Genomic DNA, 15,081 nt, shown 5'->3' with positions numbered 1-15,081 from the left:
CCGCGACCGCGGGAGAGATGAGCAGATGCCATGAACGCGAACATCCGTGCGCGGCGGGGAACCGAGCTCGCCGCCAGGAGTTGGGGGACCGAGGCAGCACTGCGGATGCTGCAGAACAACCTCGACCCGGAGGTCGCCGAGCGCCCTGAAGACCTGGTGGTCTACGGCGGCACCGCGAAGGCGGCGCGTGACTGGGACTGCTTCCACGCCATCTCCCGCGAGCTGACCCTGCTGGGCGACGACGAGACCCTGCTGGTGCAGTCGGGCAAGCCGGTCGGGGTGCTGCGCACGCACGAGTGGGCGCCGCGGGTGCTGATCGCCAACGCCAACCTGGTGCCGGACTGGGCGGACTGGCCGGAGTTCCGCAGGCTGGAGCGGCTCGGGCTGACCATGTACGGCAACATGACCGCGGGCTCCTGGATCTACATCGGCACCCAGGGCATCCTCCAGGGCACCTACGAGACGTTCGCGGCCGTGGCGCGCAAGCGGTTCGGCGGCACCCTGAAGGGCACGCTCACGGTCACCGCCGGGCTCGGCGGCATGGGCGGCGCGCAGCCGCTGGCCGTGACCATGAACGAGGGCGTCGCGCTGTGCGTCGAGGTGGACCCGCAGCGGGCGCGCCGCCGCGTGGAGACCCGGTACCTGGACGAGATCGCGGACGACCTCGACGACGCCGTCGACCGCGTGCTCCGGGCCAAGGCCGAGGGCCGCCCGCTGTCGGTGGGCCTGATCGGCAACGCCGCCGAGGTGCTGCCGGAGCTGCTGCGCCGCGACGTGCCGGTCGACGTCGTCACCGACCAGACCTCGGCGCACGACCCGCTGGCGTACCTGCCGAAGGGCGTCGACCTGGACGACTGGGCGGACTACGCGGCGAAGAGCCCCGACGAGTTCACCGACCGGTCCCGCGAGTCGATGGCCGACCACGTCGAGGCGATGGTCGGGTTCCAGGACCGCGGCGCGGAGGTGTTCGACTACGGCAACTCCATCCGCGGCGAGGCGAAGCTCGGCGGCTGCGAGCGGGCGTTCGACTTCCCCGGTTTCGTGCCCGCCTACATCCGGCCGCTGTTCTGCGAGGGCAAGGGCCCGTTCCGCTGGGCGGCGCTGTCCGGCGACCCGGCCGACATCGCCAAGACCGACCGGGCGATCCTGGAGCTGTTCCCGGAGAACGAGCAGCTCGCCCGGTGGATCCGGATGGTGGGCGAGCGGGTGGAGTTCCAGGGCCTGCCCGCCCGGATCTGCTGGCTGGGCTACGGCGAGCGGCACCGCGCGGGCCTGAGGTTCAACGAGATGGTGGCGAGCGGCGAGCTGTCCGCGCCGATCGTGATCGGCCGCGACCACCTGGACTGCGGTTCGGTCGCCTCCCCGCACCGGGAGACCGAGGCGATGGCGGACGGCTCGGACGCGATCGCGGACTGGCCGCTGCTCAACGCCCTGGTGAACACGGCGTCCGGCGCGACCTGGGTGTCCCTGCACCACGGCGGCGGCGTCGGCATCGGGCGGTCCATCCACGCCGGGCAGGTCACCGTCGCGGACGGCACCGAGCTGGCCGCGCGCAAGCTCGAGCGGGTGCTGACCAACGACCCCGGCATGGGCGTCCTGCGGCACGTCGACGCCGGGTACCCGGAGGCGGCGCGCGTGGCCGCCGAGCAGGGCGTCCACATCCCGATGGCGCAGCATGGCTGACCTCGCGGACATCGCCGACGTCGGCCGCGACGCCCGGCGCGGCGGGTACTCCCGGCACGGGTTCGACCGGGTGGAGCTGGAGCTGCGCGCCTGGTTCACGGAGGAAGCGACCCGGCGCGGGCTCGACGTGCACCCGGACCGCAACGGCAACCTGTGGGCGTGGTGGGGTGGGCCCGGCCCGGACGCCGTGGTCACCGGCAGCCACCTGGACTCGGTGCCCGGTGGTGGCGCGTTCGACGGGCCGCTGGGCGTCGTGTCGGCGTTGCAAGCGGTGGACGTGCTGCGCGCCAAGGGCTTCCGCCCGTCCCGGCCCCTGGCGGTCGTGGTGTTCGTCGAGGAGGAGGGCGGGCGGTTCGGCGTGGCCTGCCTGGGCTCGCGGCTGATGACGGGCGCGATCCCACCGGAGGCGGCGTGCGCGCTGACCGACCCGGACGGCGTCTCGTTCGGCGAGGCGGCGCACCGTGCGGGGTTCGACCCGCTGCGGATGGGCCGGGACGACGCCGCGCTGGCGTCCGTCGGGCGGTTCGTGGAGCTGCACGTCGAGCAGGGCAGGGGCCTCACCGTGCCGGTGGGGCTGGCGAGTTCCATCCTCGCGCACGGGCGGTGGCGCTTCACGTTCACCGGCGAGGGCAACCACGCCGGCGCGACCCTGATCGAGGACCGGCGCGACCCGATGCTGCCCGCGTCCCGGCTGGTGCTGGCCGCCCGCCGGGCCGCGACCGGCGGCGCGCGGGCCACCGTGGGCCGGCTCGTGCCCAACCCCGGCGGCACCAACGTGATCGCCTCATCGGTGGACGTCTGGCTGGACGCGCGGGCGGCGGACGACCACCGCACCCGCGAGGTGGTCGCGCTGATCACCGAGGAGGCGCGGGCGGCGGCGGCCGAGGAGGGCTGCGAGGTGCGGGTCACCGAGGAGTCGTACGGCGACACCGTGCACTTCGACCGCGGCCTCGCGGCCGAGCTGTCCTCGGTCCTGGGCGACGTCCCGGCGCTGCCCACGGGCGCCGGCCACGACGCGGGCATCCTGGCGGCGCACGTGCCGACCGCGATGCTGTTCGTGCGCAACCCGACCGGGATCAGCCACGCCCCCGAGGAGTTCGCCGAAGCCGACGACTGCGCGGCGGGCGTGGCCGCGCTCGCGACGACCTTGGAGCACCTGGCCCGATGAAGAGCTTCTGGTGTGAACGGGCCTGGCTGCCGGACGGCGTCGCCTCCCGCGTCCTGGTGCGCGCGGAACGCGGCACGATCGTCGACGTGTCCACTGTGGACACCATTCCGCTCGGGTGCGAACGCCTGTACGGCATGGTGCTCCCGGGGTTCGCCAACGCCCACTCGCACGCGTTCCACCGGGCGCTGCGCGGCCGGACGCACGCCGACGGCGGCACGTTCTGGACGTGGCGCGACCGCATGTACGCGCTGGCGGAGGGCCTGACCCCGGACGGCTACCTGCGGCTGGCACGGGCCGTCTACGCCGAGATGGCGGTGGCCGGCGTGACGGCGGTGGGCGAGTTCCACTACCTCCACCACGGCGGCAACGAGATGGGGGAGGCGCTGCGCCAGGCCGCCGCCGACGCCGGGATCAGGATCACCCTGCTCGACGCCTGCTACCTGGCGGGCGGCATCGGGCAGCCCGTCACCGGCGTGCAGGAGCTGTTCTCCGACGGCACCGCCGAGCGGTGGGCCGCTCGGGTCGCCGACCTGCCCGAGGACGGCAACACGCGGGTCGGCGCGGCCATCCACTCGGTCCGCGCCGTGCCGCGCTCGGCGTTGTCGCTGGTGGCCGGCGCGTTCCCGGACCGGCCGCTGCACGTGCACCTGTCGGAGCAGCCGGCGGAGAACGAGGCGTGCCTGGAGGCGTACGGCCTGACGCCCACCGGGCTGCTGCACGAGGCCGGCGCGCTGACGCCGCGCACGACGGCCGTGCACGCCACCCACCTGACCGCCGCGGACGTCGGGCTGCTCGGCTCGACGTCGACCGGCGCGTGCTTCTGCCCCACCACGGAGGCGGACCTGGCCGACGGCATCGGGCCGGCGCGCGAGCTGAGCGACGCGGGCAGCCCGCTGTCGCTGGGCAGCGACCAGCACGCCGTGGTCGACCCGCTGCTGGAGGCGCGCGGCCTGGAGCACGGCGAACGCCTGCGCTCCGGCCGGCGCGGCCGGTTCGCGCCGGCGGAGCTGGTGGCGGCGCTGACCAACCACGCCGCGCTGGGCTGGCCCGCGGCGGGGCGCATCGAGCCGGGCGCGCCCGCCGACCTGGTGGCGATCGGCCTCGGCTCGGCGCGCACCGCGGGGTGCGCCCCCGACCAGGTCGTGCTGGCCGCGACGGCGTCCGACGTGACGACCGTCGTGTCCGGTGGCAGGGTCGTGGCGCGCGACGGCGTGCACGAAACCCTCGGAGACGTCGGCCGGTTGCTGGAGGCGGTCCTGTGAGCACCCTGATCACGAACATCGGCGAGCTGACCACCAACGAGCCCGGCGAGGGCCGCCGCGCCGGCGCGGCACTGGTGCTCGACGGCGACCGCGTGGTGTGGACGGGCCCGGCCGCGTCCGCGCCCGCCGCCGACGAGCGGTTCGACGCGGGTGGCCGCGCCGTCCTGCCCGGCTGGGTCGACAGCCACACCCACCTGGTGTTCGCGGGCGACCGGACCGCCGAGTTCGAGGCGCGCATGGCGGGCCGCGCCTACACCGCGGGAGGTATCGCGACGACCGTCGACGCCACCCGCGCCGCCACCGACGACGAACTGGCGGCCACCGTCCGCCGCCACGTCGCGGAGGCCGTCGCGCAGGGCACGACCCACGTCGAGACGAAGACCGGCTACGGCCTCACGACGGCCGACGAGCTGCGGTCGGCCCGCATCGCGGCGCGGTACGCCGACGAGACCACGTTCCTCGGCGCGCACCTCGTCCCGCCGGGTTCCGCCGCGGACGACTACGTCGCGCTGGTGTGCGGCGAGATGCTGGACGCGGTGGCGCCCCACGTCCGGTGGGCCGACGTGTTCTGCGAGCGGGGCGCGTTCGACGCGGACCAGTCCCGCGCGGTGCTGGAGGCCGCCGCCGCCAGGGGGTTGGGGCTGCGGGTGCACGGCAACCAGCTCGGCGAGGGCCCCGGCGTGCGGCTGGCGGTGGAGCTGGGCGCGGCCAGCGTCGACCACTGCACGTACCTGTCGGCGGCGGACGTCGAGGCGCTGGCCGGCTCGAACACCGTCGCGACCCTGCTGCCCGCGTGCGACCTGTCGACGCGCCAGTCCCTGGCGCCCGCGCGGGCGCTGCTGGACGCAGGCGCGACGGTCGCGCTGGCCAGCAACTGCAATCCGGGCAGCTCGTACACGACGTCGATGGCCTACTGCGTCACGACGGCGGTGCTCCAGATGCGCATGACGGTCGAGGAAGCCGTCTACGCGGCGACGCGCGCGGGCGGGATCGCCCTGGACCGCGACGACATCGGCCACCTGGCCGTGGGCGCGCGGGCGGACGTGCACGTGCTCGACGCGCCGAGCACCACCCACCTGGCGTACCGGCCCGGTGTGCCGTTGACGCACGCGGTGTGGCGCAAGGGAGAACGGGTCCGGTAGCCCAACGGTGACCGGGGGCCCCGTGACGCGCGCCGCCAAGGCCACCCAACCCCGGCACAACGGTCGCGCGGGTTCTACGCAACCGGACGGCAGAAGGGCGACCACGGACTCGACGCGCCCCGAAGCACGCAGGTCCTGGACCAAGCCGGGAACATCAGGCAACGCGACCACATCAACGTGTGGTGGCGCTCGTGCTCGGCACCCGGCGTCCCTGTGCTCCCTAGGATCGGTTCTGTGAACCAAGGACAAGTCGTCGTGCTCAGCGGCCCTCCCGGCGCGGGCAAGAGCACGGTCGCCCGGCTGCTCACCGACGCGCTCTCCCCGAGCGTCCACCTGCACACGGACGACTTCTACCGGTACATCAAGCAGGGCTGGCTCGCGCCCTACCTGCCGGAAGCCCACCGCCAGAACGAGGTCGTGATCGACGTCGTGGCGCAGGCCGCGTTCGGCTACGCCGCGGGCGGCTACCAGGTGGTGTGCGACGGCGTCGTGGGGCCATGGTTCCTCGACCCGTTCCGCGCGGCGGCCGTGCGCACCGGCCTCGCCCTGCACTACGTCGTGCTGCGGCCGGACGAGGACACGACCCTCGGGCGGGCCACGGCGCGCGGCGCGGACGCCCTGACCCACCCGGAACCCGTGCGCGTGATGCACCGCCAGTTCGCCGACCTCGGCCCGTTGGAGCACCACGCCCTCGACTCGGGCGGGCAGGAACCCGCCGAGACGGTGTCGGCCGTGCGCCGGCTGCTCGACGAGGGCGCCTGCCGGCTCGGGTGAGCAACGCGGAAGGGGGCGGGCCCGCGCGGGCCCGCCCCCTTCCGGTCCGAGGTGGTCAGTCCTCGGGATCGTCCTCGTCGTCCCGCGCCAGGTACGTGGCCAGGCGCTCGACGGCCGTCTCGAACTCCGGGTTCGCGTCGACGAACGAGCGGAGCTTGTCGGCCAGCCAGGCGAGGCTCACTTCCTCCTCGCCCCGGCGGGCCTCCAGCTCCTCGATGCCGCGATCGGTGAAGTACATCGCGACCTACTCGAACGCCTTGGCGATCAGCTCGCGCTGCTCGACCTCGTGCACCTTGGACGAACCGGCCGACGGCGCGGCCATCGGGCGGCGCGACACGCGCTTGATCGCGAACCGCGACGGCAGCAGCTCCGGCAGCGCCAGGCCGAAGAACGGCCACGCGCCCTGGTTCGCCGGCTCCTCCTGCACCCAGCGGACCTCGGTCGCGTTCGGGTAGCGCTCCAGCGCCTCCGTCAGCTTCCGGGCGGGCACCGGGTACAGCTGCTCCACGCGCACGATCGCCGTGTCCTTGACGCCCTGCTTCTCCTGCTCGGCGGCCAGCTCGTAGTACACCTTGCCGCTGCACAGCAGCACCCGCTCGACGCCCTGCGGGTCGGGCTTGGTCGGGTCGTCGATCACCGAGTGGAACCGCTCCTCGATGAACGGCTCGACCGGCGACGTCGCCGTCTTCAGCCGCAGCATCGACTTCGGGGTGAACACCACCAGCGGCCGGTTCACGCCGTCGAGGGCGTGGCGGCGCAGCAGGTGGAAGTAGTTCGCCGGCGTCGAGGGGACCGCGATGGTCATCGAGCCCTCCGCGCACAGCTGGAGGAAGCGCTCGATGCGGCCCGACGTGTGGTCCGGGCCCTGGCCCTCGTGCCCGTGCGGCAGCAGCAGCACGACGTCGGAGACCTGGCCCCACTTCGCCTCACCGGACGAGATGAACTCGTCGATGATGGGCTGCGCGCCGTTGACGAAGTCGCCGAACTGCGCCTCCCACAGCACCAGCGCGTCCGGGTTCGCCACCGAGTAGCCGTACTCGAACCCGAGCGCCGCGAACTCCGACAGCACCGAGTCGTAGACCATGAACTTGCCCTGGTCGTCGGACAGGTTCTGCAGCGGCGTGTACTCGGCCGACTTCTTGCGGTCCACCAGCGTCGCGTGCCGCTGGACGAACGTGCCGCGCCGCGAGTCCTGGCCGGCCAGCCGGACCGTGCGGCCCTCCAGCACCAGCGACCCGAACGCCAGCAGCTCGGCGAACGCCCAGTCGATGCCGCCCTCGCGGGCCATCTTGGCGCGCCGCTCCAGCACCGGCTTCACGCGCGGGTGCGGCGTGAAGCCCTCGGGCAGGTTGACGTGCGCGTCGGCGATCCGCTCGATCACGGACCGGTCGATGCCGGTGGGCAGCTTGGCCGGGACCTGCTGCTCCTGCTCGATCGACGGCGACGTCTTGATCGGGTGCTTCTCCAGCTCGCGCACCTCGTTGAAGACGTGTTCGAGCTGCGACGAGAAGTCCTGGAGCGCCTTCTCGGCCTCCTCCACCGAGATGTCGCCGCGACCGATCAGCGACTCGGTGTAGGTCTTGCGCACCGAGCGCTTGGTGTCGATCACGTCGTACATCGCGGGCTGCGTCATCGACGGGTCGTCGCCCTCGTTGTGGCCCCGGCGGCGGTAGCAGACCATGTCGATCACGACGTCCTTGTTGAACGCCTGCCGGTAGTCCACCGCCAGCTTGGCCACCCAGTAGCACGCCTCCGGGTCGTCGCCGTTGACGTGGAAGACCGGCGCGCCGATCATCTTCGCGACGTCCGTCGAGTACTTGGACGAGCGCGAGTTCTCCGGCGCGGTGGTGAAGCCGACCTGGTTGTTCACGACCACGTGCACCGTGCCGCCCGTGCGGTAGCCCCGCACCAGCGCCAGGTTCAGCGTCTCGGCGACCACGCCCTGGCCCGCGAACGCGGCGTCGCCGTGCAGCGCGACCGGCAGGACGGTGAAGCCCTCGCCGCCCTTGTCCAGGGCGTCCTGCTTGGCCCGGACGATGCCCTCCAGCACCGGGTCCACGGCCTCCAGGTGCGACGGGTTCGCGGTCAGCGACACCTTGGTCTCGCCGTCGCCGAACATCCGGAAGTACTTGCCCTCGGCGCCCAGGTGGTACTTCACGTCACCCGAGCCGTGCGCCTGGCCGGGGTCGAGGTTGCCCTCGAACTCGCGGAAGATCTGCGAGATCGGCTTGCCGACGATGTTCGCCAGCACGTTCAGCCTGCCGCGGTGCGGCATGCCGATGACGACCTCGTCCAGCTCGTGCTCGGCGGCCTTGTCCAGCACCGCGTCCAGCAGCGGGATGACGGTCTCGCCGCCCTCCAGCGAGAACCGCTTCTGGCCGACGTACTTGGTCTGGAGGAACGTCTCGAACGCCTCGGCCGCGTTCAGCTTGGAGAGGATGTACTTCTGCACGGTGGCCGGCGGCTTCTCGTGCGGCACCTCGACCCGCTCCTGGATCCAGAGGCGCTCCTCCGGGTCCAGGATGTGCATGTACTCGACGCCGACCGTGCGGCAGTACGAGTTGCGCAGCACGCCCAGGATGTCGCGCAGCTTCATCCGCTCGCGGCCCGCGAACCCGCCGACCGGGAACTCCCGGTCCAGGTCCCACAGCGTCAGGCCGTGCGACAGGACGTCCAGGTCGCGGTGGCTGCGCTGGCGGTAGTTCAGCGGGTCGGTGTCGGCCATCAGGTGGCCGCGCGTGCGGAACGCGTCGATCAGCTCGATCACGCGGGCCGTCTTGTCGACCGCGCCCTCGGGGATGTCGGCGACCCAGCGGATCGGCTCGTACGGCAGGCGCAGCGACGTGAAGACGTCGTCGTAGAAGCCGTCCTCGCCCAGCAGCAGCTGGTGGATGCGCTTGAGGAACTCGCCGGACTCCGCGCCCTGGATGATGCGGTGGTCGTAGGTGGAGGTGAGCGTGATGATCTTGCTGACGCCCATCTCCACCAGGGCCTGCTCGCTGGTGCCCTGGAAGTGCGCGGGGTACTCCATCGCGCCGACGCCGATGATCGCGCCCTGCCCGGCCTGGAGGCGCGGCACCGAGTGGTTGGTGCCGATGGTGCCGGGGTTGGTCAGCGAGATGGTGGTGCCCGCGAAGTCGTCGGCGGTCAGCGAGCCGGCGCGGGCCTTGCGGATCAGGTCCTCGTACGCCTGCCAGAACTGCGTGAACGTCATGTTCTCGCAGCCCTTGATGGACGCGACGACGAGCGAGCGCGAGCCGTCCTTGCCGGGCAGGTCGATCGCGAGGCCGAAGTTCACGTGCTCCGGCGTGACGACGAACGGCTTGCCGTCGACCTCGGCGAAGTGCCGGTTCATGTTCGGGTACGCCTGGAGCGCCCGGACCACGGCGTAGCCGATGAGGTGCGTGAACGAGACCTTGCCACCCCGCGTGCGCTTGAGGTGGTTGTTGATCACGATGCGGTTGTCGGCCAGCAGCTTGGCGGGCACGGCGCGCACGCTCGTCGCGGTCGGGACCGTGAGCGACAGCTCCATGTTCTTCGCGATCGCGGCGGAGGCGCCGCGGAGCTGCTTCTGCTCCTCGCCCGCGGCCGGCTTCACCGGCGCGGCCTTGGCGGCCTGCGCGGGAGCCGGCTTGCCCGTGGTCGGCGGCAGCGTCGTCGGCGGCTTGGGCGCCGGTGGCTGCTTGGTCGCGGTGGCGGTCGGCGCGGTGGCGGTCCTCGCGGTGGCGGTCGGCGCGGACGTCGACGAGGTGCTCTTCTCCGCGGCCGCCGCGGTCGCACCGTTCCCGGACCGCTGCGTCGACTTGTAGTCGGCGAAGAAGTCGTGCCAGGCCGGGTCGACGGACGACGGGTCGGCGAGGAACTGCTCGTACATCTCCTCGACCAGCCACTCATTGGGGCCGAACTGTGAAGCAGGACTGCTGCTGGACACGGCTGGCGCTCGCCTCTATCCATCTCGCTCTTGGTGGTGACTCACTCATGGTCAGGCTAGTCCCCCGTCCGGCGCACTTCACACACAGGAGGGGGTGGGCAAGGAGTGCTCGCTCACAGGATCGATCCGGACATCGTTCCCGTGCGCGGCGCCGGAGCTGCTCCGGAGGTGTTCAACCGCGTGGTTGACAAACCTCCGGGTTGAGATCTACGGTTGTTCAACCGGACGGTTGAACAAGGGGGGTGGCGGTGGAAGATCGGCTCTCGCGGGTGTTCGCGGCGCTGGCGGACCCCATCCGCCGGGACATGGTGGCCCGCCTCACGGTCGCGGACGCGACCGTGACCGAGCTGGCCGAGCCCTACGCCGTGACCGTGCAGGCGGTGTCGAAGCACCTCAAGGTGCTGGAGGACGCCGGGCTGGTCAGCCGGGGTCGACAGGCCCAGCGGCGGCCGGTGCACCTGGAAGCGGAGGTGTTCGACCTGATGACCAAGTGGATCGAGCGGTACCGGCGGCAGGCGGAGCAGCGCTACCGGCGACTGGACGCCGTGCTCGCCGAGTTGGACGACGAAGAGCACCCGCACGCCCGGGAAGGAGAGGCGTCATGAGCGTCACCTCGCGCAACGAGGCCACCATCGTGGTCGACCCCGAGCTGCCCGCGATCCGCATCGAGCGCGAGTTCGAGGCGTCGCCGGCGGCCGTGTTCCGCGCGCACGTCGAGCCGGAGCTGGTGAGGAGGTGGCTGGGCCCGCGCGGGGTCACCCTGGAGCTGACCCGCTGGGAGGCGAGGACCGGCGGCGCCTACCGCTACCTGCACCGGGACGAGAACGGTGAGTACGCGTTCTACGGCTCGTTCCACGAGATCCGGCCCGGTGAGCGGATCGTGCAGACGTTCACGTTCGAGGGCTACCCCGACGGGGTCTGCCTGGAGACGCTGACGTTCGAGGACCTGGGCGGCGGTCGGACGCGCCTGCGCACCACCAGCACGTTCGACACGAAGGAGCTGCGCGACCTGATCCTGTCCAGCGGCATGGAGGTCGGCGTCGTCGAGGGCTACGAGCAGTTGGACGAGCTGCTGGCCGAGCAGGGCGACGACGCGCGGTAGCCCGCCCGGAACCGGTCGTGGTCGGTCCACCCCGCACCGGGGGCGGGGTGGACCGACCTGCCCCCGGGGATCGCTCGGGCCGTTCGGGTCGCCGGGTGGCTCGGGTCGCTCAGGTCCTCGGGTCGCTCAGGTCCTCGGGTCGCTCAGGTCCTCGGGTCGTCGGGCAGGGGCTCGCCGGTGCTGTGCGCCCACAGGCGGGCGTAGTGGCCGCCCGCCGCCAGCAGGTCGGCGTGGGTGCCCTGCTCCACGACCCGTCCCTGGTCCAGCACGACGATCCGGTCCGCCCGCGCCGCCGTCGCCAGCCGGTGCGCGACGACGAACGTCGTCCGCGCACCCGCCAGGTGGTCGCCCGCCGCCAGCACCGCCGACTCCGTCGCCGGGTCGAGCGCCGCCGTCGCCTCGTCCAGCAGCAGCAGGTCGGGCTGCACCAGCTCGGCCCTCGCCAGTGCCACGAGCTGCCGCTGACCGGCGGACAGGCCCTGCCCGCGCTCGCCCACCTGCTGGCGGAACGCGGCGGGCAGCGCCGCGACCACGGGCAGCGCGCCCACCGCCCGCACGGCCCGCTCGACCTCGCCGGGACCGGCCGACGGACGGCCGTAGGCCACGTTCTCCGCGACGTCGCCGCCGAACAGGTGCGCCTCCTGCGGCACCACCCCGAGCCGCCCGCGGAACGCCGACAGGTCGTAGGACCGCACGTCCACGCCGTCCACCAGCACCGCGCCGCCGGTGGCGTCGTAGAACCGGGCCACCAGCTTGACCAGCGTCGACTTGCCCGCGCCCGTCTCGCCGACGAGCGCCACCGTCTCGCCGGGCGCGACCCGCAGCGACACGCCCTCCAGCGCCGCGCGGGACGTGCCGGGGTAGCGGAACGTCACGTCCCGCAGCTCCACCTCGCCGCGCAGCCGCGTCACCGGCACCGGGTCGGCGGCGGGCGGCACGCTGGTCGGCGTGCGCAGCAGGTCGCCGATCCGGACCAGGCCGACGCGGGCCTGCTGGTAGCCGTCGAACACGCCGGACAACTGGTAGAGCGGCGCGAAGAACAGGCCCAGGTACAGCACGAACGCCAGCAGCACGCCCGGCGACAGGGCGCCCGCCGCCACCCGGTACGCGCCCACCACCAGGATCGCCGCCTGCGCCACCCCGGACAGCAGCGCAAGGAACGGGAAGTACGTCGCGATGTACCGCTGCGCCCGGATCCGGGACCGCCGGTAGGCGTCGCTGCGCTCCGCGAACGCCTTCGCCGACCGCCCCTCCCGCGTGTACGCCTGCGCCACGCGCAGGCCCGACACGTTCTCCTGGAGGTCGGCGTTCACGGCGCTGACCCGTTCCCGCGCCTCGGCGTACGCCTTGGACGACAGCCGCTGGAAGATCACCGTCGCGACCAGCAGCACCGGCAGCACCGCGAGCGCCACCAGCGCCAGCGACGGGTCGGTGACCACGAGCGCCACGGCGATGCCGACCACGGTCAGCACGCTGATCACGAACGTCGTCAGCCCGGTCTGGAGGAAGCTCGACAGCGCGTCGACGTCCGTGGTCATCCTGGTCATGATCCGGCCGGCCAACTCGCGCTCGTAGTAGTCCAGCCCGAGCCGTTGCAGGTGGGCGTAGCTGCGCACGCGCAGCAGGTACAGCAGGCGCTCGCCCACCCGCGACGTCACCACCGCGCCCGCCGCCGTCGACACCCAGCCCAGGCCGACCAGGGCCAGCCCGACGGCGGACGCCAGCCACAGCAGGCCCGGCTCGCCGCCCACCACGCCCCGGTCGACGCCCAGCCGCACCAGGTTCGGCAGCAGGATCGCCAGCGCGGAGTCGACCAGCAGCAGGCCGCCCACGCCGAGCATCGCCCACCGCACCGGCCGGAGCAGCGTGCGCAGGCGGAACCCCGGATCGGGCGCGCGCGGGTCCTCCCCGTGCAGGTCGGGCTCCTCGTCGGCGGGCGGCAGCGCGCGCACCCGCGCCAGCAGGTCGGGCGTGGGCGGGGTGCCCCCGACCAGCGCCGACGTGCCGCCACCGCCCCGCGCGCCCTTCGCGACCCGCGCGGCACCCACCGCCCGGTTCGTCGCGCGGACCGCCACCTCGTCCTCAACTGGCTCGGGCCACAGCTCCGGGGTGACGCCGTCGGGCCCCGGTTCCAGCGCGGCGTCCGCGCGCGGGTCGACCTGCTCGATCGCCTCGCCCGGCCCCGCCAGCAGCTCCCGGTACAGCGGGCAGCGCTCCACCAGCTCGGCGTGCGTGCCCACGTCGACCACCGCGCCCGCGTCCAGCACCGCGATCCGGTCCGCCAGCGCCAACGACGAGCGCCGGTGCGCGATCAGGATCGTCGTCCTGGTCGCGGTCACCGCCGCCAGCGTCCGGTGGATCGCCGCCTCCGTCGCCGCGTCGACCGCCGACGTCGCGTCGTCCAGCACGAGCACGCGCGGGTCCGACAGCAGCGCCCGCGCGAGCGCCACCCGCTGCCGCTGACCGCCGGACAGCGTCAGCCCGCGCTCGCCGACCACCGTGTCGTACCCGTCCGGCAGGTCCGCGATGAACCCGTGCGCCTCGGCGGCCCGCGCGGCGGCCTCGACCTGCTCGTCGGACGCGTCCGGCAGGCCGTAGGCGATGTTCGCCCGCACCGTGTCCGAGAACAGGAACGCCTCCTCGAACACCACGCCCACGGTCTGCCGCAGGGACTCCAGCCGCAGGTCGCGGACGTCGACGCCGCCCACCCGGATGGCGCCCGCGTGCACGTCGTAGAACCGGGGCAGCAGCAGCGACACCGTCGACTTGCCCGAACCGGCGGTGCCCACGACCGCCACCGTCTCGCCGGGCGCCACCTTCAGCGACACGTCCGACAGCACCGGCTCGCTGCGCGTGTACCCGAACGTCACCCCGTCCAGCTCCACCGACACCGGTCCGGGCGGCACGTCCCGCGCGCCGTCCACCACGTCGGGCTGCGAGTCGACCAGCTCGTACACCCGCTCCACGCCCGCGCGGGCCAGCTGCGCCGTCACCATCAGGCTGGACAGCAGCCGGGTGGGGCCGACCAGGTTCGCCACGTAGGCCGCGAACGCCAGGAACGTGCCCAGCGACACCTCGCCGCGCAGCGCCAGCCACCCGCCCAGCGCCAGCACCGCCACCTGGCCCACGAACGGCAGCGCGGTCAGCGTCGCCGTCGGCCGGGCCGCCAGGCGGGCCGCCCGCATCCGCTCCGCGAACAACGCCTTCGCCCGCGACTCCAGCCGCGCGACCTCGCGGGCCTCCTGCCCGAACCCCTTCACCACCCGCACGCCGGTGACCGTCTCCTCGACGTGCTGCGCCACGTCCGCCGCCCGCTGCTGCGCCGACCACGTGGCCGGGAACAGCGTCAACCGGCTGCGCGCGGCCACGAACCCCACGGCGGGCAGCACGACCAGCGCGATCACCGTCAGCAGCGGGGACAGCAGGCACATCGCCACCAGCGCCGCCAGCGCGAACACCACCGTGCCGAACGCCAGCGGCGTCATCGACAGCAGGCTCTGGACGAGCTGGAGGTCGGTGATCGAGCGCGACACGACCTGGCCGGTGCGCAGCGCGTCCTGCTTGGGCCCGTCCAGCCGCTGCACCGCGCCGAACACCGCCTGCCGCAGGTCGTGCTGCACGTCGACGGCGAGCCGCCCGCCCAGGTACCGGCGCACGAACGCGGTGCCGAACGTCAGCAGCTCCAAGCCGACCAGGACGACCGCGAGCACGGCGAGGCGATCGGTGCGCCCGGCCACCGCGTCGTCCACGGCGACCTTGATCAGCAACGGCGAGAACGCCTGGAGCCCGACCCCGACGACGGCGGCCAGCACCGACCACACCACCAGCGACCGGTGCCGCCAGCACGCCGCCGACAGCCGGCGGATCCAACCCGTGTTGGATTGCCGCTGCTCCGCAGACGGCGGCTCGGCCGCCTGGAGTCGGCTCAGCACGCCTGATTTCCCGCCGACCGGACAGCGTGATCCGCGGGAAATGAGGCGTGACGAGCCGACGCGGCCTCGCGATGCGACATCGGAGTT

The 15,081-nt window shown here is 73.3% G+C and carries 10 protein-coding genes; 7 read left to right on the top strand and 3 right to left on the bottom strand.

What is annotated here, in order from left to right; genetic code table 11:
• Positions 1 to 30 precede the first annotated feature (30 nt).
• From hutU to C8E97_RS30590, 5 genes are all read left to right on the top strand, one after another.
• The gene (hutU, locus tag C8E97_RS30610) at positions 31 to 1,683 is read left to right on the top strand and encodes a urocanate hydratase (protein ID WP_121009110.1); all 1,653 of its coding nucleotides are present in this window, start codon (positions 31 to 33) and stop codon (positions 1,681 to 1,683) included.
• Positions 1,676 to 2,851: an allantoate amidohydrolase gene (locus C8E97_RS30605; RefSeq protein WP_121009108.1), complete on the top strand. Its 1,176-nt coding sequence runs from the start codon at positions 1,676 to 1,678 to the stop codon at positions 2,849 to 2,851. The genes hutU and C8E97_RS30605 overlap by 8 nt, the downstream gene beginning before the upstream one ends.
• Positions 2,848 to 4,113 carry a formimidoylglutamate deiminase gene (locus C8E97_RS30600; RefSeq protein ID WP_121009106.1) on the top strand — a complete coding sequence of 422 codons (1,266 nt, stop codon included), beginning with the start codon at positions 2,848 to 2,850 and terminating at the stop codon, positions 4,111 to 4,113. The genes C8E97_RS30605 and C8E97_RS30600 overlap by 4 nt, the downstream gene beginning before the upstream one ends.
• Positions 4,110 to 5,255, top strand: coding sequence for an imidazolonepropionase (hutI, locus tag C8E97_RS30595; protein WP_121009104.1), 1,146 nt, complete (start codon positions 4,110 to 4,112; stop codon positions 5,253 to 5,255). The genes C8E97_RS30600 and hutI overlap by 4 nt, the downstream gene beginning before the upstream one ends.
• 234 nt (positions 5,256 to 5,489) lie before the next feature.
• A complete protein-coding gene (locus C8E97_RS30590; protein WP_211347163.1) occupies positions 5,490 to 6,029 on the top strand; it encodes an AAA family ATPase in 540 nt (179 codons plus the stop codon).
• A 55-nt stretch (positions 6,030 to 6,084) separates the two neighbouring features.
• Here C8E97_RS30590 and C8E97_RS30585 read toward each other — a convergent pair whose 3' ends face one another.
• Both C8E97_RS30585 and C8E97_RS30580 read right to left on the bottom strand, forming a co-directional pair.
• Positions 6,085 to 6,267 carry a DUF6104 family protein gene (locus tag C8E97_RS30585; RefSeq protein ID WP_121009100.1) on the bottom strand — a complete coding sequence of 61 codons (183 nt, stop codon included), beginning with the start codon at positions 6,265 to 6,267 and terminating at the stop codon, positions 6,085 to 6,087.
• 6 nt (positions 6,268 to 6,273) lie between these two features.
• Positions 6,274 to 9,960, bottom strand: a complete 3,687-nt coding sequence (locus tag C8E97_RS30580; RefSeq protein ID WP_121009098.1) for a multifunctional oxoglutarate decarboxylase/oxoglutarate dehydrogenase thiamine pyrophosphate-binding subunit/dihydrolipoyllysine-residue succinyltransferase subunit — start codon at positions 9,958 to 9,960, stop codon at positions 6,274 to 6,276.
• A gap of 248 nt (positions 9,961 to 10,208) precedes the next feature.
• Between C8E97_RS30580 and C8E97_RS30575 the strand changes: the two genes are divergently transcribed.
• A complete protein-coding gene (locus tag C8E97_RS30575; protein WP_121012752.1) occupies positions 10,209 to 10,565 on the top strand; it encodes an ArsR/SmtB family transcription factor in 357 nt (118 codons plus the stop codon).
• The gene (locus tag C8E97_RS30570; protein ID WP_121009096.1) at positions 10,562 to 11,062 is read left to right on the top strand and encodes an SRPBCC family protein; all 501 of its coding nucleotides are present in this window, start codon (positions 10,562 to 10,564) and stop codon (positions 11,060 to 11,062) included. The genes C8E97_RS30575 and C8E97_RS30570 overlap by 4 nt, the downstream gene beginning before the upstream one ends.
• 143 nt (positions 11,063 to 11,205) lie before the next feature.
• Here C8E97_RS30570 and C8E97_RS30565 read toward each other — a convergent pair whose 3' ends face one another.
• Positions 11,206 to 14,994 (bottom strand): ABC transporter ATP-binding protein, encoded by a 3,789-nt coding sequence (locus C8E97_RS30565; protein ID WP_246019275.1) that lies wholly within the window; start codon positions 14,992 to 14,994, stop codon positions 11,206 to 11,208.
• Between the last annotated feature and the right edge of the window lie 87 nt (positions 14,995 to 15,081).

This window comes from Saccharothrix australiensis (assembly GCF_003634935.1).
In the GTDB taxonomy this organism is placed as follows: Bacteria; Actinomycetota; Actinomycetes; order Mycobacteriales; family Pseudonocardiaceae; genus Actinosynnema; species Actinosynnema australiense.
The sequence above is the reverse complement of the archived record's forward strand: the minus strand, read 5'-3'. Positions and strand labels throughout refer to the sequence as shown.